At 66.8% G+C, this 22,367-nt stretch carries 18 protein-coding genes and 1 pseudogene; 10 read left to right on the top strand and 9 right to left on the bottom strand.

From position 1 onward, the window contains the following. Window positions 1-5: 5 nt before the first annotated feature. The gene (locus N5A92_RS13745; RefSeq protein ID WP_260903670.1) at window positions 6-143 is read left to right on the top strand and encodes a hypothetical protein; all 138 of its coding nucleotides are present in this window, start codon (window positions 6-8) and stop codon (window positions 141-143) included. 428 nt (window positions 144-571) lie between these two features. On the opposite strand, the gene N5A92_RS13740 is transcribed toward N5A92_RS13745, so the two are convergent. Beyond that, window positions 572-1,402: a tetratricopeptide repeat protein gene (locus N5A92_RS13740; RefSeq protein ID WP_260903669.1), complete on the bottom strand. Its 831-nt coding sequence runs from the start codon at window positions 1,400-1,402 to the stop codon at window positions 572-574. Window positions 1,403-1,489: 87 nt separating this feature from the next. Here N5A92_RS13740 and N5A92_RS13735 point away from each other — a divergent pair, with 87 nt between their 5' ends. The 3 genes from N5A92_RS13735 to N5A92_RS13725 all read left to right on the top strand — a co-directional run bounded on the left by N5A92_RS13735 (window position 1,490) and on the right by N5A92_RS13725 (window position 4,112). Continuing rightward, window positions 1,490-2,851, top strand: a complete 1,362-nt coding sequence (locus N5A92_RS13735; protein ID WP_260903667.1) for a leucyl aminopeptidase family protein — start codon at window positions 1,490-1,492, stop codon at window positions 2,849-2,851. A 62-nt stretch (window positions 2,852-2,913) separates the two neighbouring features. After that, window positions 2,914-3,261: a MarR family transcriptional regulator gene (locus N5A92_RS13730; RefSeq protein ID WP_260903665.1), complete on the top strand. Its 348-nt coding sequence runs from the start codon at window positions 2,914-2,916 to the stop codon at window positions 3,259-3,261. After that, the gene (locus N5A92_RS13725) at window positions 3,258-4,112 is read left to right on the top strand and encodes a C40 family peptidase (RefSeq protein WP_260903656.1); all 855 of its coding nucleotides are present in this window, start codon (window positions 3,258-3,260) and stop codon (window positions 4,110-4,112) included. The genes N5A92_RS13730 and N5A92_RS13725 overlap by 4 nt, the downstream gene beginning before the upstream one ends. A gap of 33 nt (window positions 4,113-4,145) precedes the next feature. Here the strand turns inward: N5A92_RS13725 and N5A92_RS13720 are convergent, their stop codons facing one another. The 5 genes from N5A92_RS13720 to N5A92_RS13700 form a co-directional block, all read right to left on the bottom strand. Further along, entirely contained in the window at window positions 4,146-5,243 is a 1,098-nt protein-coding gene (locus N5A92_RS13720; RefSeq protein WP_260903655.1) for a DUF1513 domain-containing protein, read from the bottom strand. After that, window positions 5,224-6,303 (bottom strand): imelysin family protein, encoded by a 1,080-nt coding sequence (locus N5A92_RS13715; RefSeq protein WP_260903653.1) that lies wholly within the window; start codon window positions 6,301-6,303, stop codon window positions 5,224-5,226. The genes N5A92_RS13720 and N5A92_RS13715 overlap by 20 nt, the downstream gene beginning before the upstream one ends. Continuing rightward, the gene (locus tag N5A92_RS13710) at window positions 6,303-7,820 is read right to left on the bottom strand and encodes a di-heme oxidoreductase family protein (RefSeq protein ID WP_425248579.1); all 1,518 of its coding nucleotides are present in this window, start codon (window positions 7,818-7,820) and stop codon (window positions 6,303-6,305) included. Before N5A92_RS13710 ends, N5A92_RS13715 begins: the two co-directional genes overlap by 1 nt. Before the next feature lie 55 nt (window positions 7,821-7,875). Continuing rightward, complete coding sequence (locus N5A92_RS13705) at window positions 7,876-9,129, bottom strand: imelysin family protein (RefSeq protein WP_260903651.1); 1,254 nt, start codon at window positions 9,127-9,129, stop codon at window positions 7,876-7,878. 139 nt (window positions 9,130-9,268) lie between these two features. Then, window positions 9,269-10,075: an undecaprenyl-diphosphate phosphatase gene (locus N5A92_RS13700; protein ID WP_260903649.1), complete on the bottom strand. Its 807-nt coding sequence runs from the start codon at window positions 10,073-10,075 to the stop codon at window positions 9,269-9,271. Between the two features lie 137 nt (window positions 10,076-10,212). Here N5A92_RS13700 and N5A92_RS13695 point away from each other — a divergent pair, with 137 nt between their 5' ends. From N5A92_RS13695 to trxA, 6 genes are all read left to right on the top strand, one after another. Next, window positions 10,213-10,902: a glutathione S-transferase family protein gene (locus N5A92_RS13695; protein ID WP_260903647.1), complete on the top strand. Its 690-nt coding sequence runs from the start codon at window positions 10,213-10,215 to the stop codon at window positions 10,900-10,902. Then, window positions 10,902-12,062: a tRNA epoxyqueuosine(34) reductase QueG gene (gene queG, locus N5A92_RS13690; protein ID WP_260903646.1), complete on the top strand. Its 1,161-nt coding sequence runs from the start codon at window positions 10,902-10,904 to the stop codon at window positions 12,060-12,062. Before N5A92_RS13695 ends, queG begins: the two co-directional genes overlap by 1 nt. An 8-nt stretch (window positions 12,063-12,070) precedes the next feature. After that, the gene (locus tag N5A92_RS13685; RefSeq protein WP_260904677.1) at window positions 12,071-12,787 is read left to right on the top strand and encodes a nucleotidyltransferase family protein; all 717 of its coding nucleotides are present in this window, start codon (window positions 12,071-12,073) and stop codon (window positions 12,785-12,787) included. After that, window positions 12,784-15,909, top strand: coding sequence for a double-strand break repair protein AddB (gene addB, locus N5A92_RS13680; RefSeq protein WP_260903645.1), 3,126 nt, complete (start codon window positions 12,784-12,786; stop codon window positions 15,907-15,909). Before N5A92_RS13685 ends, addB begins: the two co-directional genes overlap by 4 nt. Then, on the top strand, window positions 15,906-19,427 hold the full coding sequence (addA, locus tag N5A92_RS13675) for a double-strand break repair helicase AddA (protein ID WP_260903643.1): 3,522 nt from the start codon (window positions 15,906-15,908) through the stop codon (window positions 19,425-19,427). Before addB ends, addA begins: the two co-directional genes overlap by 4 nt. Before the next feature lie 74 nt (window positions 19,428-19,501). Next, the gene (gene trxA, locus N5A92_RS13670; RefSeq protein ID WP_260903640.1) at window positions 19,502-19,825 is read left to right on the top strand and encodes a thioredoxin; all 324 of its coding nucleotides are present in this window, start codon (window positions 19,502-19,504) and stop codon (window positions 19,823-19,825) included. Between the two features lie 80 nt (window positions 19,826-19,905). On the opposite strand, the gene N5A92_RS13665 is transcribed toward trxA, so the two are convergent. The 3 genes and pseudogenes from N5A92_RS13665 to trpA all read right to left on the bottom strand — a co-directional run. After that, window positions 19,906-21,234 (bottom strand): bifunctional folylpolyglutamate synthase/dihydrofolate synthase, encoded by a 1,329-nt coding sequence (locus N5A92_RS13665; RefSeq protein ID WP_260903639.1) that lies wholly within the window; start codon window positions 21,232-21,234, stop codon window positions 19,906-19,908. A gap of 34 nt (window positions 21,235-21,268) precedes the next feature. Beyond that, window positions 21,269-22,195, bottom strand: coding sequence for an acetyl-CoA carboxylase, carboxyltransferase subunit beta (accD, locus tag N5A92_RS13660; RefSeq protein WP_260903636.1), 927 nt, complete (start codon window positions 22,193-22,195; stop codon window positions 21,269-21,271). A gap of 58 nt (window positions 22,196-22,253) precedes the next feature. Next, window positions 22,254-22,367, bottom strand: a pseudogene (trpA, locus tag N5A92_RS13655) (tryptophan synthase subunit alpha); the annotation flags it as partial.

Raw genomic sequence — 22,367 nt, 5'->3', positions numbered from 1 at the left:
TAGGAATGCGGCCCCGATTCCAGCGCGATCTCCAGAAGGTCGCGCGAATCGAGCCCGAGGATCGGCCGCCCGTCGGAGGCAATATTGCCGATCCGCCCAAGGTTCGCCGCCAGCCGGTGACGGCTTCCAGATCGGGTGCGTAGATCAGGTGGTGGATTTTCCGAGTCTTCTCGCCCTTCTTATAGATGGTCGAGATTTCCGTCGACAGCATGAAGCGGACGGGCTTGCGGCAGGCGGGCGGCAGGGTCTTTTCGATCTCCGCGTCGATCTCGGGCCGCAGGCGGAAAAGCCCGCCATCGGGCACGAGCATGTCCTTGATCTCGGAAAGCCAGGCCGGATGCACGCAGTCGCCGGTGCCGACTACACCAACTCCCTTGCGCGCCGCCCACCAGGCAAGATGCTCGAGATCGAGATTCCGACTGGTGGCGCGGGAATATTTCGAATGGACGTGCAGGTCAGCATGAAAGGTCATGGAGCCTATGAAATAGCAGCCGCCGTGGGGCGGTTCAAAGGCTCAAGCCCGCATCTGCGGGCTTTCCACAGCCGTGCGCATATCGCAGGGATGCCTCCGTCAGCCTGCACCGTCCTCCCTGGCGATCTGCGTCCAGCTGTCGCTCTGGGCGAGCATCGAGCGCAGATAGGTGACGTTGGCTTCGGCCTGCTGGGGCGAAAGCTCCTGGCGGGCGATCTTTTCGGCCTCAGTGAAGCGGCCTTGCAGGCCGATAACGAGGGCCAGGTTCTGGCGCACGCGGCTGTCGGCGCCGGGCGCGGCGGCGGCTTGGCGCATATGCGTCTCGGCAGTCTTCAGGTCGCCTGCGAGCAAGTAGGACATGCCGAGGTTGGAGAGAACGGACGGCTCGCCGGGTTCGATATCCAGCGCGCGGTGATAGAGCGCACGGGCCTGGTCGGGTTCCCCGAGCTGGTCAAGGATCGCCCCTTCGGCCGACAGCAGGCGCCAATCGGGATATTCCGGCGTTTGTGCGCGGCGGACGGCATCCAGCGCCGGCTCCAACTCGCCGGCGGCGGCGAGCGCCTTGCCGTAGGCGGCCAGCACCTCGCGGTCCTTCGGATAGGCGATCGCCAGCTTGCGCATGACGGCGAGCGACTGGTCGGTGCGCCCACTCATCTGCAGGATGCTGGCGTATTGCAGCGCGACCGGCTTATCCTTGGGGTTTTGGGTGTAGGTCCTGCCGAGACTGGCGGCGGCGTTTTCGAGTTCGGGGCCGGACATCGATGCCACGACAGACCGGTCGCCGCCGGCGATGGAGCCGGTGGTCATGCCGCCGACCTTGCGGTTGTGGCCGGCGCAACCGGCGACTGCGGCTGCCAAAAGCAGCGTCGCCATGGTGACGGCAAGTCTGCCGCCGCGCGATCTTCGGCGAACCGAGCTGTGGGTGAACATGCGCGCCCCCTACGCCAATTTACTTCCCTCGCCGAGAAGTATTCTGTTAACCCTAACGGAGCGTTAATCGCCAAGGAAAGAACCGCCATGCCGCTCACCCTGACCGCCCGCAAAGACACCGCCTCTCTTCCCGTCTATCTGACATCCGGGGATGCGCTGGAAGAGACGGGGGCAAGCGCCGCGGCCTGCGTCTGGGCGCGGGCGAACGGCTTTCAGGGCGCGGAGGGGGCAATGCTCACCATCCCGGGGGACGACGGGGCGCTTGGAGGTGCCTTCTTCGGTGTCGGCAATGCCACCTTTGGCCTCGGCAGGCTGGCGCGCGCCCTGCCGAAGGGTGCCTGGCATTTCGCCGCACCGCCGAAGGACCCGAATTTGGCTTCCCTCGCGCTTAAGCTCGGCAGCTATGCCTTCACCCGCTACGGCAAGAAGCCGACGCCGGAGATCAGTTTCGCCGCGCCGGAGGGGGCCGACCTCGCCGCCGTTGAACGGCAGGCGGAAGGTACCTTCCTTGCCCGCGATCTGATCAACACGCCGGCGAACGACATGGGACCGGAAGCGCTGGAAGAGGCCGCGCGAAGGCTGGCTGAGAAGCACGGGGTGGAGATACGAGTGACGGCGGGCGAGGCGCTTCTTTCGGAGAACCTGCCGATGATCCACGCCGTCGGCCGCGCCGGTGCGCAGGCACCGCGTCTTATCGACATGCGCTGGGGGGCCGAAAGCGCACCCAAGGTAACGCTGGTAGGTAAGGGTGTGTGTTTCGACACCGGCGGGCTCGACATCAAGCCGGCCAACGGCATGCTGCTCATGAAGAAGGATATGGGCGGTGCGGCGAATGTGCTGGGGCTCGCCTCCATGATCATGGCGGCCAAGCTGCCGGTGCGCTTGCGCGTTCTGATCCCGGCGGTGGAAAACGCTATTGCTGGCAACGCCTTCCGCCCCGGCGACATCCTGACGAGCCGTAAAGGCATAACGGTGGAGGTAGGCAACACCGACGCCGAGGGCCGGTTGGTGCTGGCCGACGCGCTCGCCTTGGCGGACGAAGAGGCGCCAGAACTCGTGATCGACATGGCGACGCTGACCGGAGCGGCCCGCGTCGCGCTCGGCCCAGACCTACCGCCCTTCTATACTCATAACGAAGCGCTGGCGGCCAGGCTTTCGGAGGCAGCGGAGATGGTCGTCGACCCCCTTTGGCGCATGCCGCTGTGGCAGCCCTACAAGGATAAGCTGCGCTCCAAGGTGGCCGACACGAACAACGTCACCTCCGACGGCTTTGCTGGCTCGATCACAGCGGCACTTTTCCTCGAGCGCTTTGTCGAAAAGGCTTCCGCTTGGGCGCATTTCGACATCTACGGCTGGAACCCGAGCGAGAAGCCTGCCGCGCCGGTGGGTGGTGAGGCACAGGGAATCCGTGCTATCGAACGGGTGCTGACGGAGCGCTACGGCGCCTGACCCATTGCGAATACCGGCAATCGGCGTAATGATACGGTACCGAAACGATTGCAGAGGGTTCCATGGTCGCTCTGCGGCCCCTTCAGGCGCTGAGACTCTGGCAACAGGTATGCCTTGCTGAGGTGCGCGGTGACATGCCGGACCTGACGGAGCGGCAGATGGCGATCCTGCTCACTGTTTATCTCGATCCGCCCCCGCACACGGTGCGCGGGCTGGCGGAGAAGCTGAAGGTGACGAAACCGGTGATTACGCGGGCGCTCGATACCATGGGCGCGATGAAGCTTCTCGCGCGCCACCGCGACCAGCGCGACCGGCGCAACGTGCTTATCCGGCGTACGGTGGAAGGTGCATTGTTCGTCGAGCGCTTCGGTGACGTGGTGGTCGCCAACGCGGCGGAGCTTCCAATATGACGACCCTCGACCACCGCCTCAATGCCTACCGGCCCGACCTCGCCGACGAGCGGCTGATGGGGCGCGTGGCGGCGGAACGCTTCGTCGCCGGACAGCCGGCCGTGATTGCCGCGCCCGTGGCAGATCTTCATTCGGCGCCGGACGCGGGCGCCGGGATCGACACGCAGCTTCTTCATGGAGAGGCAATCCAGGTGTTCGAGCGGGAGGATGGCTGGGCCTGGGTGCAGGCGGCACGCGATGGCTATGTAGGGTATGCGGACGAGGCGGCGGTCGGCCGGCCGCTCGCTGCGCCGACCCATGTGGTCCACGTGCCGCGCAGCTTCGTCTATCCCGAGCCGGAGCTGAAGGCGCCGATGACGACCGTCCACAGCATGGGGGCGCGGCTGGCGATCACCGGCGAGGTGGAGAAGCGAGGCACGCGCTATGCACTCCTCACTTCGGGCGAGGCGATGATCGCACGGCACCTGCGCCCCATCGATCAATATATCGAGGATTTCGTTTCGGTAGTGGAACAGTTCCTGCATACGCCCTATCTGTGGGGCGGCACGAGCGGCCTCGGCATTGACTGCTCCGGGCTGGTACAGCTTCCCATGCTGATGGCCGGGCGGAACGTACCACGCGACACGGACATGCAGGCGAAGGGCATCGGCACAGCGCTCGATCCGGAGAATGGGTTGAAGCGCGGCGACCTCGTCTTCTGGCGCGGGCACGTGGCAATCATGACCGATGGCGAGCATGTCATTCACGCCAACGGCCATACGATGACGGTATCGCGCGAACCGCTTAGCGAAGCGATACGGCGGATCGAGCCGCTTTACGGGATGCCGACGGGGTATCGGCGGCCGGATTGATTCACCGTGCGTCGGCACACAGCGCCCAACCGCTTATATCCGGCGCAGATGATTATCCCACGCGGGGGCCTCGGCCCCCGCCTCAACGAGGCCCCTTTCCCCCTTCGGACTCGCACTCACCACCGCCCCGCGCCCGCTGGTGGCAAGCACTCTCCCACGCGCGATGGGGGCGACGCCGCATCCGTCGGCGAGCGACTGCCGGCCCAGGTACTGGCCGGTTTCGGTATCCCAGAAGGCAATGAGGCCGCCGCGTGGGCTGGAGGTGGCGAGAACCATGCCCGAGGTGTCCACCGCGACGGAGCCGACATAGTTTTGCATGCTGTGCAACACCCCCTGGGGGCCGGGAAAAAGCTCAATTTCGCGGCCGCGCCTGTGGCGGCCCACCAGGGGCGGGCGCTCCGAGGCCGCGCCCTCGTACTGGCAGCCGAACCAGACATGACCGGCTGCGTCCAGCGCCATGTGGCGGATGGAGAGCCGGTTGAGCTCCGGCGCCAGAGCCGCCTTCTCCACCACCTCGCCGGAAGCAGCGTCGATATAGGCGAGGCTGGGCGCCATAGTGGCGAGGTTGAGCTTGGCGCGGCCGTAGTCGGGATGGGTGAGGATGCCGCCATTGGCAACGCAGACGGTGCGGCCGTCGTGCAGAAGCAAGGTCTCGTGCGGGCCGATGCCGTCGCTTGGAAACTCACCGAGGCGGCGGAAGCCGTCCGTCGCGTCGTAGATGCCGACAACACCACGCCCCGCTTCGAAATCGTTCTCGGTGGCGAGCATCAGCCTGCCGTCGCGGGTAAAGACGCCGTGGCCGTGGAAACGGCGATCGGGGGCGGCGGCGATCGCAATGGGCTCGTTCCTGCCGTCTACATCGAAAGCGACGGCGAAGCGCCCGGGCGAGCGGGCGAAGGCCACGGCGCGGCGGCGCGGCTGGTCGATGGCGAAGGAGTGGCCACGGGCCTCGAGCGGCAGCACCAGCCGGTCACGGCCCTTTTCGTCGATGATGGCCGCCTCGAAGCGGCCGTTATTGAGCCTGGCTCCGAGGAAGAGCGCCTCCTCGGCGACCTCCGCCCACGCAGGCGCAAGCGCGGCCCCGCCGGCAAGGATGAGAAACGTTCTGCGGTCAATCACCGTCGAGCGCATTGAAACCCATCGTCAGTCCGATGGCAGCCGAAAGCTGCTCGCTTATCGTGCGCTCGGCGCCTTCGAGCGCCACACCGACGTAGGAGACGCGCGCGCGGTCCTCGGCGTCGGTGAAGGCCGTTTCGGCCGGCGCCTCCACCTCCTCCAGCGCCTTCAGAGCGTGCTTGAGATCGAAGAGCATGGAGTTGACGATGGCGCCGTCCGCCTCATCGAGATGCGACCTGAACTCTGCCGCGTCGACCAGTCCCATCACGCCCTCGATCTGCGTGCCAACCAGGTCGAACGTCAGGTTTGAGCGCCAGAGCGGCGCGCGTTTGCCGTTGGCTTTGTCCGGATTTGCGCCGAGCGCAGGCAGAAGCTCGGCGTTGCGGGCAAACTGCAGCCCCGTTGTCAGCGCCTTGATGGTCTCGCCGGCCACCTCGCCCGGTGAGCGGTAGAGCGCGTTGTCGGCGGAAGGCTGCGTGAACTGAGAATGGAACGGGGCGTCCGGCGCCCAGGCTTGCGCGAGCTCCGCTGCGCGGGCGGCCAAGTTTGCGGCGATGGCCGCACTGTAGCGGCAGCGATAGGCGCCTTCGGCACCCGCAAGCTCTTCGGAGCCGGAACCGAAAAGCACGAACTCCAGCGCTGGCAGTCCCTGCAGGGCCACGCTCTTCTCCTTCAGGCTCGCAGGGGTGGCCGCACTCTCGTCCTCCTTCGCCAGCACGCCCTGCACTTGACGAAGGGTGACGCCGCGCACATCGGGCCAGAAGAATAGGTGCTCGAAGCGGCTTTCTTCGACCAGCGGGCCGAAGCGCAGGATGGAGACAGGCCCCCATGCCCGCACTGTATCGGCAAAGGTGGCACGCGCCTCTTCCAGGGCGTCGTCGCCGGGCGCTGCGCAAAGCTCCCCCGTCTTGCCCACGAGGCGCCCCGTTACACCGGAAAAGGCAACAACGCTCGGCACGACGTAGCGCTCCGCCACGCGCTGGCCGATGTCGGGCGGAATGGATTCCGCCGCATCCTGCGCGTGCGCTGGCAATCCGCAGGCAAGGGCAAGGCAAAAAAGCGCGTTCCTCAGCATCACAGCGACTCCAGGAAACGGATGAGGTTGTCGCGGTCCGATTTTTTCATCTCAACCACCTTCTGGCGCATCGCCTCGGCCTCGCCGCCGTGCCACAACACGGCTTCCAGAAGCGTGCGGGCGCGACCGTCGTGCAGGAACCCTGCCTCGCCGCTGACGGTCTTGGCAAGGCCGATGCCCCAAAGCGCCGGCGTGCGCCACTCGTAGCCGGTGGCAGTTCCTTCCGGCCGGTTGTCGGCGAGGCCTTCGCCCATGTCGTGCAGGAGAAGATCAGTATAGGGCCAGATAAGCTGGAAGGCGAGCGCCGGCACCGCCGCATCGCGCCGCGTAACGTATTTCGGCGTGTGGCAGCCGACGCAGCCGGTCTCGTAGAAGACCTTTTTCCCGGCCAGCACTCGGGCGTCCTCCACGTCCCGGCGGGCGGGAACAGCGAGGTTTTGCGAATAAAAGGCCACGAGATCCAGAAGCTCCGCCGGCACCTCCTGGTCGCCAAGGCGCGGCTGGGCACCGTGGGGCAATCTGCGGCAGGGCTTTTGCGCCGCCGTGCACTCGCCCCAATGGTCCGGCACCAGCGGCGTGGAAAGGCCCATGTCGCCGGAGAAGGCGTCCGCCGTCTGCTGCCTCACACTCGCCGCATTGCCTTTCCAGCCGAAGCGGCCAAGGCGCCATTCGGCCGTCTCGTCGCGCACTTGGCGGGCGCGGCCGGAGATGCCGTCGCCGTCCGCATCCTCGGGGTCCGCGCGAGAGAGGATGTCGCCCTCGCCGATAGCCTCCAAGAGGCCGAGGCCGATCATCGGCGGGGCGACGCGCGCCGACAGCATGGTGTCTGGGTGGAGCGGGCCGTAGCCGGGGTTATCGACGGCAATCGTGGGCTTGCGCAGCTTCACCGTCTCGCCGCCGTTGAGCTCCACGGGGATTTCCTCGTAGTAAATGCGCACGCGGCCTTCGACCGGTAGGCCCGCCACGGCAAAGTCCTGGAGCTGGCCGCCGTAGACGGGCTCCGGGGCGCCGGAAAGACGGCCGGCGCGGATGGCCTCTTCCTGCTCTTCGCTTGGCGGCACGGAAAGGCGCACCAGCAGCGAAACGGCGGAATCCTCGGCATGCGCGGGCGCATGGCCGCGTCCATCCTTAATGTGGCAGGACTGGCAGGCCCGCGCGTTGAACAACGGGCCGAGGCCGTCGGAGGCCTGGGTGGAAGACGGCGCTGACACCCATTCTTTGCGGAACAGCCCGTTGCCAAGCAGGAATCGCTGCTCCCCCTCGAACTTCAGATTGGCCGAGGGGTGGGAGAAGGCGTCGGCGTTGATGCGCTTTGTGGAGGTGGCCGCCCCGGCCTGCATACGCTCGAAGGGCTCGGCCTTCTCGAAGGTCGTCGCCGGACGGACGACCTTTTCGACCCGCGCCCGGTCGGCCTCGCTCAGATCGTCCCGCGGCGCGGGTGCGCGCGCCTGAACGGCAAAGGCGGCGAGCAAGCCCGCCGCCGCCAGGGAAAAGTATAAGCGAAAAGACAAACGCATCACACCGGCGCGGGAGAAAAGGCCGTCACACGCCTCGCGCGACGGCTCTCCATTCCTACTGGAAGACGGCGCTGGGATCGTCCAGGCTGTCGGAGCCTTCGATCGTCACGCCGGAAAGATCAAGCGCCGCGATGACGCGCTCGATGGAGCGGGTCTGGTCGACAAGGCCGTCGATAAGCACCTGCACGGCGGCATTCCCCTCGGCATTGCCCTCGCCGATCATCTGATCGTAGGCTTCGACCGTCTCGGCGCGATCTTTAAGCGCCTCGGCCGCTTCGAGCGTGGCGGCGAGCTTGGCCTCCATCTCGTCGGCAAGGGCCGGGTCCGCCTCGCGCACCAATTCCGCCATGCTCGGCCCTTCGACCTTCTCGCCGCCAGTTCGCTCGTAACGGCCGAAATAGACGTTGTTGATGCCCAGGACGTCGTAATAATGGCTGTTGTGGGTGTTGTCGGAGAAGCAGTCGTGCTCCTCCTCCGGATCGTTCAAGAGCAGCCCGAGCTTCATGCGCTCGCCGGCAAGCTCACCGTAGGAGAGCGAGCCGAGGCCGGTCAGCATGGCCGTCAGCCCGGTCTCCGGGCCGCCTTCGCTAAGCGCTGCGCGCGCCTCGCCACCATCCTGCCAGTTGCCTACCATCTCTTCCAGGTCAGCAACCAGCAGGTCCGCCGCCGCCTTGAGATATCGCGCGCGGCGCTCGCAGTTGCCGCCGGTGCAGTTCTCCGGGGCGAAATCCGTATAGGGCCGGTCGCCAGCGCCGGGTCCGGTGCCGTTCAGGTCCTGCCCCCACAAGAGGAACTCGATGGCGTGATAGCCCGTGGCGACATTGGCCTCGACGCCGCCCAGTTCGTGCAGGGACTGGATGAGGTCGGGCATGATCTTAGAAGCGACCACAGTCTCGCCGCCGGCGCTTACCTCGTCGCTAGCGATGACGTTGACCGTGTAGAAGCTGTTTTCGTCGGACTCGGTGCCGTAGCTGGCGTCGACATAATCGATCAGCCCCTCGTCCAGCGGCCAGGCATTCACCCGGCCTTCCCAATCGTCGACGATGGCGTTGCCGAAGCGGTAGGCCTCCGTCTGCTGATAGGGCACGCGGGAAGCAAGCCAGGCCTCGCGGGCGGCAGCCAACGTCTCCTCGGAAGGATCGGCAATCAGTGCATCCACCTCACCTTGCAGGGAGCGCGCCGTCTCCAGGCTATCCTCGTAACCGGCGAGCGCAATGTCGGCATAGGTGGTCAGAACGGCTGAGGGCTCGGCGGCATGGGCGCCCGAGACGGCAACGCCGACCGCGGCAAAGGCAATCGTCAGCTTCATCGAAAAATCCTCCGGAGCAGGTTTCTGGGTGCGGCGGCCAGATCTTGCCCCACCATTTATAGTGGAGTAAAAAAATCACATTTACCGCCGCCCTGCAAGAAGCCATGTTCCTGCAAGCCGCTTGAGAGCGGGAGACCCCTTATCCCAGCAGGAAAAGCGCAGCGAGCCCCAGCACCCCGACGAGGATCCGCCACCAGCCGAACAGTGAATAGCCGCGCCTGGAAACGAAGCCGAGCAGCGACCGCACCACGACCACGCCGGCGATGAAGGCGGCGATGAAGCCGACGGCGATGATTTCCACGTCGGCGGCGGTAAGCAGGCTGTAGTTCCTATAAAGATCGTAGGCAAAGGCACCTGCCATGGTGGGCATGGCAAGGAAGAAGGAAAATTCCGCCGCCGCGCGCTTGTCGGCGCCCAGGATGAGCCCGCCGACGATCGTCGCGCCGGAGCGCGAGGTGCCGGGAATCATGGACAGGCACTGGAACAGGCCTATCTTGAAATACATAGGCAGCGGGAAACGGGTGATATCGTCGTAGCGCGGCGCCTTGACCCAGCGGTCGACCCAAAGAAGCACGATGCCGCCCAAGATGAGCATGATGCAGATCAGCCGCGGCGTTTCGAAGAGCACAGTCTTGATGACAGTGTAGGCGAGCACGCCGATGATGGCGGCGGGCAGGAAGGCAAGCAGAATGCCGAGCATGAAGCGCCGGGTCGCCTTGTCGTGCGGTAACTCCAAGGCCATTTTCCACAGGCGCGCGGCATAAACGCTCAGGATCGCCAGGATAGCGCCGAGCTGGATGAGGATCTCGAACGCCTTGCCGGTCGACTCGAAGCCGAGGAAATGGCCTGCCAACAGAATGTGCCCCGTGGAAGAGACGGGAATGAACTCGGTCAACCCCTCCAGAACGCCGAGCAGGAGGGCTTCCGCGATGGTCTGGTCCGGCACGCTTTCTCCTTGGTGGGTTTGCTTGTCAGGCCCGGCGTCTGCCCGTATAGCTCGGCGGAGAACTCGGGAATCAGACCGCCTGAGGAATACCGTCGCGGCCACGAAATGACCAGAGCATTCATGTACCACGTGCACACATGCTGACCCTGTTTCACCATCCGCTCTATGCCTCCTGCCGTTTTGTCCGCCTGACTTTCGGCGAATACGGCGAGGAAATAGCCCTGATCGAGGAGCGTCCCTGGGCGCGGCGCAAGGAATTTTTGTCGCTCAATCCGGCCGGGACGATCCCCGTGCTCCTGGCGGAAGGCGACCACGTCATCGTCGGCGCGACGGTGATCGGCGAGTATCTTGACGAGACGCGCGGCGCCTATAAGCGCGAGAAACGGCTGATGGCCGAGGATTCGATCGCCCGAGCGGAAATCCGCCGCCTCGTCGATTGGTATCTGGTCAAGACCGATGGTGACGTGACACGGCATCTGGTGCGCGAGCGGGCGCTGAAGCCGCTGATGGGGGGCGAGGGTGGCGGGGCACCCGATTCCGCCGCCATCCGCGCGGCGCGGGCGAATGTGCGCCAGCACCTGAAATACACCAACTATCTGGCCGCCACGCGCGACTGGCTGGCCGGCCCGCGCCTTTCCTATGCGGACGTGGCGGCGGCCGCTTCGCTGTCGGTTCTCGACTATCTGGGCGAGATCGAATGGGCCGAGTATCCGGCGGCGCGCGACTGGTACAGCCGCATGAAGTCGCGCCCCTCCTTCCGGTCCCTTCTGAGCGACCGCGTGCGCGGGCTTTCACCCGCCTCCCTCTACGCGGATCTGGATTTCTGATGGGCGCGGCGCGAGCCCAGCCAGAACGGCTGCGCGCGTTCATCGAGAAGGAGGCGCGTGCGGTCGGGTTCGACGTGGTGGCGGTGACGGCACCCGACGCCACACCCATGGCCCCCGCACGACTGGCGCATTTCCTGCGCGAGGGCCGCCACGGCGATATGCGCTGGATGGAGGAGACGGCCATACGCCGCGCGCGCCCGCGCACACTGTGGCCGCAGGTGCGCTCCGTCATCATGCTGGGCATGAACTACGGCCCGGAGGAAGACCCGCTGCCGCTTCTGAAACGCAAGGACAGGGCGGCGATCTCCGTCTATGCGCAGAACCGCGACTATCACGACGTGATCAAGGGACGGCTGAAGCAGATCGCCGGCAAGCTCGCGGCCAGATGCCATGCGGACGTGAAGGTGTTCGTTGACACCGCCCCGGTGATGGAAAAGCCGCTCGCCGAGGCGGCAGGCCTCGGCTGGCAGGGCAAGCACACCAACCTGGTAAGCCGCGAGCTCGGCTCCTGGCTCTTCCTCGGCTCCATCTTCACGACGGCCGAGATTCCGCCTGACGCGCCGGAGACCGACCATTGCGGCTCCTGCCGCGCCTGCCTCGACATCTGCCCGACGGATGCCTTCCCCGCGCCCTATCAGCTCGACGCGCGGCGCTGCATCTCCTACCTCACCATCGAGCACAAGGGACAGATCCCACGCGAATTCCGCGAGAAGATGGGCAACCGCATTTATGGCTGCGACGACTGCCTGGCCGTCTGCCCGTGGAACAAGTTCGCGCAGGCTGCCTCCGAGGCCAAGCTGAAGGCGCGCGACGACTTGAGGGCGCCGCGGCTTGGCGACCTGTTGGAGCTGGACGATGCCGCCTTCCGCGCCTTCTTCTCCAGATCGCCGATCAAGCGTATCGGCCGCGACCGCTTCATCCGCAATGTGCTGATCGCCGCCGGCAATTCCGGCGATGCGGCTCTCGTGCCGGTATGCACACGGCTTCTCGGTGACGAGTCACCGCTGGTGCGCGGGATGGCCGTCTGGGCGCTTTCGCGGCTTATGGACCCGCAGGTTTTTGCGGCGCTGGCGCAGCGGGCGCAGGCGGAAGAGGCCGATGAGGACGTGATGGCGGAATGGACCGGCGCCCTCGCGGAAAAGCGGGAAGTCGTCCATTGAGCGGGGTGATGCCGCACAAGGCCATGGTGCTCGCTGCAGGCCTCGGCACGCGCATGCGGCCGTTGACGGAGACAATGCCGAAGCCGCTGGTGCCCATCGCCGGAAAGCCGCTGATCGACTGGGGTCTCGACGCGCTGCAGCGGGCCGGGGTGCCCGAGGTGGTGGTGAACATTCACTACCTGCCCGAATTGATGGCCGCCCATCTGGGCCGGCGCGCGGCACCGCGCGTGACGATTTCAGATGAGCGGAACCTGCTCCTCGATTCGGGCGGCGGCGTCGTCAAGGCGCTTCCCCTTCTGGGCACTGACCCCTTCCTCGTCCTCAACGCGGACACCTTCTGGGTCGACCGGGACGAGCCGAACCTCGAGCGCCTTGCGCTTGCATGGGACGCTGCCCGCATGGATATACTCATGCTGCTGGCGGACCCGGCGTCCGCCACGGGGCACACGGGCAAGGTGGACTTCATCATGGATGGGGAAGGGCGGCTAAAGCGCGCGGGCGACCGGGAGGACGGCTTCATCTATGCCGGCGTCTTCATCGTCCATCCGCGCCTGTTCGCCGGCGTCCCCGCCGGCCCGCATTCCCTCAACAGGCAGTTCGACCAGGCCGCTGCTTCAGGGCGATTCTTCGGCCTGCCGCTTGATGGCCATTGGATCACCGTCGGCACGCCCGGGGCGATCGCTCCCGCCGAGGCGGCGCTGCGGCGGCTCGGCGCTGCCCCGTGACAACGGCGCATATCAGCCCGCGCGTCTTCTCCATCCCGCCCGGCGTGCGCTTCCTACCGGCACTTGCCGAGGCGCTGCTGGAGGGCCGGCTGGTGCCGGGCTTTCGCTACGACGGCGATCCGCTGGCGCTCGCCGAGGCAACCATCTATCTGCCCACCCGCCGCGCGGCGCGGGAACTGAGAAGCGTTCTGGTCGAGCGGCTTGGCGGCAGCTCCGCTATCCTGCCCGTCATCCGCCCCCTGGGTGAATTCGAGGCCGATCTTGCCGATCTGGAGGGCGAGGGCGGGGCGGACGCCCTTGACCATGCGCCGCCCATCGGCTCGCTCGAGCGCATCCTGCTGCTTTCCCCGTTGGTGCGGGCATGGAAGGCGCGCGTGCCGGCGCATGTCGCGGCACTCTTCGAGGAAGGGGTGGTCGTACCGGCCTCGCTGAGCGACAGCCTGTGGCTCGCCCGCGAGCTTGCCGCCCTGATGGACGAGATCGAGACCGAGGAGGCGGACTGGACGAAGCTTGCCGCTCTGGTGCCCGACGAGCTAGCCGGCTGGTGGCAGGTCACCCTCGATTTCTTGGAGATTGTCACCGCTGCCTGGCCGAATCTGCTGGCCGAGCGCGACCGCTCGAATCCTGCCGCCCACCGCAACGCCATGCTGGCGGCTGAGGCGGCGCGGCTGAAGCGCGAGTCCGGCCGTGGCCCGGTGATCGCCGCCGGTTCCACCGGCTCCATTCCCGCCACGGCCCGGCTGCTCGCCACCATCGCCCGCCTCGACAACGGCGCCGTCATCCTGCCCGGTCTCGATCGTGATCTCGACGAGGCGTCTTGGGAGGCGGTGGGTGCCAGCGAGGAGCCGGCTGCCTGTGGCCACCCGCAATTCGGCCTGAAGAAGCTGGTCGGGGGCATCGGCATTGCGCGCACAGACGTAGCCGAGCTTGCCGCACCGCCGCCCGCGCTCGCCGCGCGGCGCCGGCTGGTGAGCGAGGCGTTGCGGCCGGCAGAGACGACCGAGGCGTGGGCGAGTAACCGAGAAAGCGTCGACCAGGCCCTTGCCGATGGCGCGCTGGCCGGCGTCAGCTTGGTCGAGGCGGCGAATGAGCGCGAGGAGGCGCTTGCCGTTGCCGTTGCGCTGCGCCACGCCGCCGCCGGCGAAGGGAAGACGGCTGCGCTGGTCACGCCCGACCGGGCGTTAGCGCGGCGGGTGGCGGCAGAGCTGCGGCGCTTCGGCATCGAAGCCGACGATTCGGGCGGCAGTCCGCTTGCCGACAGTGTGCCGGCCACCCTGATGCGGCTCATGCTGGAGGCTGTCTGCCGCCCCGGCGAGCCGGTGGCGATCGTCGGCCTCCTGAAACATCCTCTCCTGCAACTCGGCCTGCCGCGCCAACAGGTGCGCAGCGCAGCGGAACTGATCGAGCTCGTGGCGCTGCGCGGCGGCACAGGGCGGCCGGACGTCGCTGCGCTCACAACCCTGTTCGACATGCGTCACGCGGCCCTCACCGAGGCGCGCAAGCCGTTCTGGTTCGGCCGACTGGCCAAGCGGAGCATGGATGAAACGCGCGAGGTTCTGGCGGCACTCGAAAAGGCGCTGGCACCACTCATTGCGTTGCGGGTCGACCGCTCCATCGGCCTTGCCGATGCGACGCGCGCTTCTGTCGAGGCACTGGAGGCGCTGGCCCGCGATGCCGACGGCAACCTGCACACGCTCTATCGTGGCGAGGCGGGCGAAGCGTTGGCGCGGTTCCTGCGCGAGTTGGTCGACGGCCAGGCGGCGCTCGAGGTGGAGTTTGCAGAGTGGCCGGACGTCTTCGCCGCGCTCATTGCCGGCCAGGTGGTGAAGCCGGCGCATGGCGCCGACCACCGCGTCGCCATCTGGGGCACGCTGGAGGCGCGCCTGCAGAGCGTCGACAGGCTGGTGCTCGCCGGCCTCAACGAGGGCGGCTGGCCGCAGGTGCCCGCCTCCGACCGCTTCATGTCGCGCCTCATGAAGGCCGAGCTTTCGCTCGAGCCGCCGGAGCGGCGCATCGGCCTTGCCGCCCATGATTTCATGATGGCGCTGGGTGCGCCCGAGGTCGTGCTGTCCCGCTCCGCCCGCGCCGGCGATGCGCCTGCCGTTGCCTCGCGCTGGCTACAGCGGCTGGCGGCCTGTGCCGGCCCTGCGGAGACGGAGGCTATCAAAACGCGCGGGCGCCGCTTTATCGACTGGGCGCACGCTCTGGAGACCGGCGAGGACGAGCCTTTCGCGCCACGCCCCTGCCCAAAGCCGCCGCTCGAAGCACGGCCGCAGCGCTTTTCCATCACCGAAATCGAGACGCTGCGCCGCGATCCTTATGCCGTCTACGCAAAGCGCATTCTCGGCCTTTTTCCCCTTGATCAACTTATTCGCGATCCGGGTGCCGCCGAGCGCGGCACGCTGTTCCACGACATCCTGCAGGCGTTCATCCAGTCGGGCGCCGACCCCTGCGCAGCCGATGCGCTGGACAACCTGCTTGCGGCCGGCCGCGCGCTGTTCGCCGAAGCCGGCCTTCCCGCCGATGTCGAGGCCGTGTGGTGGCCGCGCTTCGAACGCACAACGCACAACGTCATCGTCTGGGAGCGCGGGCGCGCCGAGGGCATTGTCGCCCGCCATGCCGAAATCCGCGCCGAGCCGCTCGAAGTCGGCGCCACCGGAAAGCTGCTTGCCGGCCGCGCCGACCGCATCGATATCCGCTCCGGCAACCGCGCCGATATCATCGATTATAAGACCGGCGCCAACCCCTCAAAGGTGCAGGCACACCGCCTGCTCGCCCCGCAACTCGCCCTGGAGGCCGCCCTATTGAGCCGCGGCGCCTTTACGGGGCTGGGCAACCCTGCCCCTGACGAACTGTGCTACGTGCGGCTGAAGGCGAACGGAACGGTGGAGCCGGAGTCTATTCTGAAAGTCCAGGGTAGCGAGAAGACCGGCACGGCGCTGGCGGAAGAGGCCTGGCAGCGGCTCGAACGGCTGCTCGCCTATTACGACTCTCCCGAAGCCGGCTATCTTTCCCGCGCCCTGCCCTTCAAGGAAGGCGATATGGAGGGCGACTACGATCATCTGGCGCGTGTCCTGGAGTGGTCGGCCGGGGGTGATGCGGGCGAAGGAGAGGCCGAATGAAGAAGCCTCTCCGCATCCCCGAGGACACGCTGAGGACCCAGGCGCTCGCCTCCGACCCGGCGCTCTCGGCCTGGGTGTCGGCCCATGCCGGTTCGGGCAAGACGCATGTGCTCGCAAGCCGCGTCATCCGCCTGCTTCTGAAGGGCACGGACCCCGCGAAAGTCCTCTGCCTCACCTATACACGCGCCGCCGCCGCCAACATGGCCAACCGCGTGTTCGAAAAGCTCGCCGGCTGGAGCCTGCTGCCGGACGAGAAACTGGCCGAGGAGATCACTCGCCTCGAGGGCGGCATGCCGGGGCAGGAAAAGCTGCGCCGCGCACGGCAGCTCTTCGCCCGAGCGCTGGAAACGCCCGGCGGGCTGAAGATCCAGACCATCCACGCCTTCTGCGAGGCGATCCTGCACCAGTTCCCGCTGGAGGCAAACATCGCCGGCCATTTCGAGCTGCTCGACGCGCAGATGGAAGAGGCGTTGTTCGCCGAGGCGCGGCGCGACCTCCTGACCGCTGTCGCCGCCGAGGGCGACGGCCCGCTGGCGAATGCCTTTGCGCAGGTGCTGGAGCGCGGTGGAGAGAGCGGCCTGCAGCGGCTGCTTGCTGAGATCGTGGCGAAACGCGAGGAGCTGCGCCTCTTCATCGATGCCACAACCGATGGCGTCTCCTGTCTGCCTGAGCTGCTTGCCGAGTTCGGTTTCGCTGAAGGCGAGGCCGCCGAGAGCCTTGCCGCCTCGGCCTGGCCCGTGCCCGGTTTCGACCCGGTGGAATTCGGCCGCTTCGTCGCCGCCGCCGAGGAGACGGACGCGCGCACGGTACTGAAAAACATCGTCCCCATCGCCTCGTTGGGGTTCGCAGAGGTCGCTCCTGTGCGCCGCCTGGAGCTGTTGGCCGAGGGCTTCCTCAAGGCAGACGGCGACCCCTATGAAGACAGCACCTTCAAGGCGGCGCTGAAGGATCGCCTGCCCGGCCTCTACCAGCGCTATCTGGAGGCGGCGACGTTTCTGCAGGAGGCCGCCGACCGGCTGAGGCTCTACCGCATGTTGGACGCGACAAGTGCCGCGCTCACCATCGCCGACGCGCTGATCTCCCGCTATGAGCGGCTGAAGCGGGCGCGCGGTTTCCTCGATTTCAGCGACCTCATCATGCGCACAGTGCGGCTCCTGGCCCGTCCGGACGTCGGCCCCTGGGTGCAGTACAAGCTCGACCGCGGCATCGACCACATCCTGATCGATGAGGCGCAAGACACGAGCCCGCCGCAATGGCAGATCGTGCGGCAACTCGCCGAAGAGTTCTTTGCCGGCGAAGGATCGCGTAAGGGCGTGGAACGCACCATCTTTGCCGTCGGCGACGAGAAGCAGTCGATCTACTCCTTCCAGGGCGCCGAGCCCGCCGCCTTCGCGGAGAGCGGCGCCGCCTTCGACAAGCGCGTTCCGCAGGGCGGCGGGCGCTTTGCGAAAGTGCGGCTGAAGCGCTCCTTCCGCTCCACCTACGACGTGCTGCGCGCGGTCGACGTGGTGTTTTCGCGCGAGGAGGCGCGCCGCGGCCTCACCCGCGATCCCGAGCCGATCGAGCATGAGGCCGTCCGCAAGAACGCGCCGGGTTATGTGGAGGTCTGGTCGCCGCTGAGTCCGGAGGTCGTGGAGGAGCCGGACGACTGGACCCAGGCCGTCGACCACGCCTCCGCCCCCGCCGCGCGGCTGGCGGAAGTGATCGCCGGCAGGATCGAGCGCTGGCTGAAGGACGGCGAGATCCTGGAGGGGCAGGGCCGTCGCCTCAGGCCGGGCGACATCATGGTCCTGGTCAGGAAGCGCGACCGTTTCGTCCACGCGCTGTCGCGCAGCCTCAAGAACCGCCGGATTTCCGTGGCCGGTGCCGACCGCCTGCGCCTGACGGCGCATATCGCCGTCAAGGACCTGACGGCGCTCGGTCGTTTTCTCCTGCAACCCCACGACGACCTGTCGCTGGCGGCGGTGCTCAAGAGCCCGCTCTTCGGGCTCGACGAGGAGGCCCTGTTCCGTCTCGCTTGGCCGCGTAAGGAACGCGTCTCCCTGTTCGCTGTGTTGCGGGAGCAGGCGGAGGCAGATGGGGCGCTGAAAGATATTCTCGACACGCTGGTCGACTGGCAGGCCCAAGCCGCCTTCAAGCCGGTCTTCGAGTTCTATGCCGGCGTGCTCGCCGGCACGCCGAAGCGTGAAGGCGCCCGCAGCCGCTTCGTCGCCCGGCTGGGGCACGAGGCGCACGATATCCTGGACGAGTTCCTTTCCTTCTGCCTGGCGGGCGAGAAGACGGGCCTGGTCGGCCTGGAGGCGCTCTTGGCGACGCTGGAGGGCGCGGCGCCCGAGATCAAGCGCGAGATGGACCAGTCGCGCGACGAAATTCGTATCATGACCGTACACGCCGCCAAGGGGTTGGAGGCGCCGGTGGTCTTTCTCGTCGACCCCGGCAGCGCGCCCGTCAGCAACAATCACCTGCCGGCCCTCATGCCTTTCTCCATGCAGGGGCCCCGGCCGCTGACGGGCTATCTCTGGCGCCAGGGCAAGGACCTTTCCAATTCGCTTGCCCGCCGTTTCGAGGCGGAAGTGCGGGAAAAGGCGGAGGAAGAGTACCGCCGCCTGCTCTATGTCGGCATGACGCGGGCCGAGGACCGATTGATCGTCTGCGGCTATCACGGAACGCGCCCCGCGCCCACTACCTGGCAGACGCTCGTGGGCGACGCCTTTGCCGGCCAGCCGGAGACCGAGGAGCGGGACGACCCGAAGGATTGCTCGCCCGTTCTGCGCTTCCGCGTCACACCGCTCTCCGAGGCTGAGCCGGTTGAGGCGGCCGCCACGCGCGAGGTGGCGGTCGAGCCTCTGCCGCTGGAGTTGCGGCAGCCGCTGCCGCCTCCGCCAACGTTGCCGCGCCCGCTTTCGCCATCGGGTGCCGGTGCCTTGATCGACGGCGGTTTCGAGGCGACTCCCTCGGCGCGCTCGCCTGTCCTCGACGGCGCAGAAGGGCCGGGCCTTGCGCTGGAGCGGGGGAACGCGGTGCATCGCCTGCTGCAGGTTTTGCCCGACCTGTCGTCCGACGAGCGCGAGCCCGCCGCCCGCCGCTATCTGGCGCGTGTCGGTGCCGGCTGGCCCGAGGGGGAGGCGGAAGGCATCCTCGCCTCCGTCCTGGCAATTCTGCAGGACGCCGGCTTTGCACCGCTTTTCGCCCCCGGATCGCGGGCCGAGGTGTCGGTAATGGGTGAACTGACCATCGGCGGAGCACGTCGCGCCGTCGCCGGCAAGGTCGACCGCCTGGCGGTGACAGAGGAGGCGGTGCTCATCATAGACTACAAGACCAACCGTCCGGCACCCGCCGCGCTTGCCGAAGTACCGCTGCCCTATGTGGCGCAGCTCGCGCTTTACGCGGAGCTCTTGAAACCGCTTTATCCAGGCCGTCGGATCTCCGCCGCCCTGCTTTTCACCGAGGTACCGCGCCTTCTCCCCCTGAGCGATGAGGACATGGCCGCCGCCCTTGCCCGACTCACGAGAGCGTGAGAAAAGGACGCTTGAACCCTTCTCCGCCCGGCCCCACATGTCGGAGCGAGACTTGCCGAGACAAGGAGAGGCTGATGGCCACCGTCACCGTAGACAACAGCAATTTTCAGGCCGACGTGCTGCAGGCGAGCGAGCCTGTCGTGGTGGATTTCTGGGCGGAATGGTGCGGCCCCTGCAAGATGATCTCCCCCGCGCTCGAGGAGATTGCCACCGAACTGGGCGGCAAGATCAAGGTCGCCAAGCTCAACATCGACGAGAACCCCGAACTGGCCGCGCAGTATGGCGTGCGATCCATTCCCACGCTGATGCTGTTCAAGAATGGTGAAGTGGCCGACATGAAGGTCGGTGCTGCGCCGAAGACCGTGCTGTCGGCATGGATTGGCGGCGCGGTTGCGTAACGCCGCATAAGCGATGTTCGAATAGAATCGAAAGCCCGGCAAAAGCCGGGCTTTTTCTTTGAAGTGGCCCCACCTCTTCCTCAATCCGGCGGTGTGCCGTTCTCTCGCAGTACCTCGCCGACGAGATAGATAGAGCCGCCGATAAGGACACGTGGCGGCGCCTCGCCGTCCCACGTCCCGGCCAAGAGCTTCAGTGCATTGGAAACCGAATTCACCGGCTCCGCCGAGAGGCCGGCGGTGTTGGCATAGGCGGCGAGCTCATTGTTGGGTGTGCCGGCGTCGCTGCTTTTTACAGGCACCGTGTAGACATGCCGCGCCATGCCCTCGAAGGCGCGGAAATAGCCGGTCTGGTCCTTCGTGTTGAGCATGCCGGCGATAAGGAAGAGCGGCCGCGGCCGTTTCTCCTCCGCTTCCGCCAAGGCCTCTGCGACAACCGCTCCGGCGCCCGGGTTGTGCCCGCCGTCGATCCAGATTTCCGTGCCCTCCGGTGCTAGCGCCGAAAGCCGGCCTTCGGGCAGCTTCTGCAGGCGCCCCGGCCAGGAGACCGTTGTCATGGCGCGCTCGGCCGTGCGGTTGCTGACGGGGAAGCCGGCGGCCTTGACCGCCGCGATGGCAGCCGCCGCGTTGGCAAGCTGGTGGCGGCCGGCGAGACGCGGCAGCGGCAGGTCAAAAAGGCCACCTTCGTCCTGATAGACCATACGGCCATGCTCTTCCACGGCGATGAAATCCTGACCGTAGACCTTGAGCGGACAGCCGAGCCGCTCCGCCGTCTCCACCAGCACCTCACGCCCCGCGTCCCACTCCTGCTGGCCGACGACGACGGGCGAGCCTGCCTTGATGATGCCCGCCTTCTCCGCAGCAATCAGCTCCACCCGGTCGCCCAGATAGGCCTCGTGGTCGAGCGAGACCGGCATGATGAGGCTGACGGCGGGATGGGCGATGACGTTGGTTGCATCGAAGCGGCCTCCGAGCCCCACCTCGACGATGGCCACGTTCGCCGGATGCTCGGAGAAGAGCACGAACATGACCGCGGTCAGGATTTCGAAGACGGTGATTTGCTCGCCGCAATTGGCATCCGCCACCCGCTCCACCGCCTCAGTCAGAACCGCATCCTCCACCAGCCGCCCGCCGCCGGGAGCGGCGAGGCGGTAGCGCTCGTGCCAGTTCACCAAATGGGGGGAAGTGTGGACGTGGGCGGTCTTGCCGGAGGCTTCGATAAGGGCGCGTGAGAAGGCGGCCGCCGACCCCTTGCCGTTTGTGCCGGCGATGTGGATGACCGGCGGCAGCTTCTGGTGCGGGTTGCCGAGCCGTTGAAGCAGCCGCTCGATGCGCTCGAGCGCCAGGTCGAAGCCCTTGGGATGGAGCGACATCAGCCGCTCGATGGCGCGCTCGGCGGTATCCACGGTCATGGGTTGCCCTCAAAGGCGAGGCAGGATGGCACGATCAGGCTTGCTCGGACGCTTCGGCAAGCTCCGCTTCGGCCGGCGCCGGCAGCACGGCGGGCACGATTTCGGCTTCCTCGTGTGTCTTGAGCAGGATCTTGACGAGCCGCGCCACCGTGGCCTTCATCTCCAGCCTGGAGACAACCATGTCCACCATGCCGTGGTCCATCAGATATTCGGCGCGCTGGAAACCCTCGGGCAGCTTTTCACGGATCGTCTGCGCGATCACGCGCGGCCCCGCGAAGCCGATAAGGGCACCCGGCTCAGCGATGTGGATATCGCCCAGCATGGCATAGGAGGCGGTCACACCGCCAGTGGTCGGGTTGGTGAGAACCACGATATAGGGAAGCCCTGCTTCCTTCAGCCGGTCGACGGCAACCGTCGTCCGCGGCAGCTGCATCAGCGAGAAGATGCCCTCCTGCATGCGCGCACCGCCGGAAGCGGCAAACAGTACCAGCGGCAGCCGGCGCTCGACAGCGGTCTCGAAGCCGTGGATGATGGCCTCGCCCGCCGCCATGCCCAGCGAACCGCCGATGAAGGCGAAGTCCTGCACGGTGGCCAACACCTCCTGGCCCTCGATGCGGCCCACGGCGTTCAGCACCGCGTCTTCAAGATTGGTCTTGGCCTTGGCGTCACGCAGGCGGTCGACGTAGCGACGTTCGTCGCGGAACTTCAGTGGATCAACCGGGGCCTTGGGGTTCGCAAGCGTCTCGTAGACGCCGTCGTCGAAGAAGAACTTCAGCCGGTCGCGCCCGGTGATCTTCATGTGGTGGCCGGAGGAGGGGATCACCCACTGGTTTTCTTCCAGGTCCTTGTGGAAGACCATCTCGCCTGTCTCAGGATCCTTGATCCAGAGGTTTTCCGGCATATCGCGGCGGCCGAGCATGGAGTTGATCTTCGGCCGCACATAATTGGTGATCCAGTTCATGGGCTAGCCCTTTCCGTTTCCGTTCCGGACAGCACCTTGTCCGGCAAAAATGCGTTTATTATTCGGCGGCGGCAAGACGCGCCTCGCGCACGCCCTCCGCCAGCCCGCGCACGAGGGTCGACACCGCTTCGGCCGGATCGGCGGTGGTCTTGCCATCGGGGCCGAGCACATT

The organism is Chelativorans salis, from assembly GCF_025336525.1.
GTDB classification, from domain to species: Bacteria; Pseudomonadota; Alphaproteobacteria; order Rhizobiales; family Rhizobiaceae; genus Chelativorans; species Chelativorans salis.
The sequence above is the reverse complement of the archived record's forward strand: the minus strand, read 5'-3'. Positions and strand labels throughout refer to the sequence as shown.

Bases quoted from the DNA above. Each gene is read 5' to 3' on its own strand.
- N5A92_RS13745 (WP_260903670.1), top strand. From the start codon at position 6: ATGCGGCCCCGATTCCAGCGCGATCTCCAGAAGGTCGCGCGAATCGAG.
- N5A92_RS13740 (WP_260903669.1), bottom strand. From the start codon at position 1,402: ATGTTCACCCACAGCTCGGTTCGCCGAAGATCGCGCGGCGGCAGACTT.
- N5A92_RS13735 (WP_260903667.1), top strand. From the start codon at position 1,490: ATGCCGCTCACCCTGACCGCCCGCAAAGACACCGCCTCTCTTCCCGTC.
- N5A92_RS13730 (WP_260903665.1), top strand. From the start codon at position 2,914: ATGGTCGCTCTGCGGCCCCTTCAGGCGCTGAGACTCTGGCAACAGGTA.
- N5A92_RS13725 (WP_260903656.1), top strand. From the start codon at position 3,258: ATGACGACCCTCGACCACCGCCTCAATGCCTACCGGCCCGACCTCGCC.
- N5A92_RS13720 (WP_260903655.1), bottom strand. From the start codon at position 5,243: ATGCGCTCGACGGTGATTGACCGCAGAACGTTTCTCATCCTTGCCGGC.
- N5A92_RS13715 (WP_260903653.1), bottom strand. From the start codon at position 6,303: ATGCTGAGGAACGCGCTTTTTTGCCTTGCCCTTGCCTGCGGATTGCCA.
- N5A92_RS13710 (WP_425248579.1), bottom strand. From the start codon at position 7,820: ATGCGTTTGTCTTTTCGCTTATACTTTTCCCTGGCGGCGGCGGGCTTG.
- N5A92_RS13705 (WP_260903651.1), bottom strand. From the start codon at position 9,129: ATGAAGCTGACGATTGCCTTTGCCGCGGTCGGCGTTGCCGTCTCGGGC.
- N5A92_RS13695 (WP_260903647.1), top strand. From the start codon at position 10,213: ATGCTGACCCTGTTTCACCATCCGCTCTATGCCTCCTGCCGTTTTGTC.
- queG (WP_260903646.1), top strand. From the start codon at position 10,902: ATGGGCGCGGCGCGAGCCCAGCCAGAACGGCTGCGCGCGTTCATCGAG.
- N5A92_RS13685 (WP_260904677.1), top strand. From the start codon at position 12,071: ATGCCGCACAAGGCCATGGTGCTCGCTGCAGGCCTCGGCACGCGCATG.
- addA (WP_260903643.1), top strand. From the start codon at position 15,906: ATGAAGAAGCCTCTCCGCATCCCCGAGGACACGCTGAGGACCCAGGCG.
- trxA (WP_260903640.1), top strand. From the start codon at position 19,502: ATGGCCACCGTCACCGTAGACAACAGCAATTTTCAGGCCGACGTGCTG.
- N5A92_RS13665 (WP_260903639.1), bottom strand. From the start codon at position 21,234: ATGACCGTGGATACCGCCGAGCGCGCCATCGAGCGGCTGATGTCGCTC.
- accD (WP_260903636.1), bottom strand. From the start codon at position 22,195: ATGAACTGGATCACCAATTATGTGCGGCCGAAGATCAACTCCATGCTC.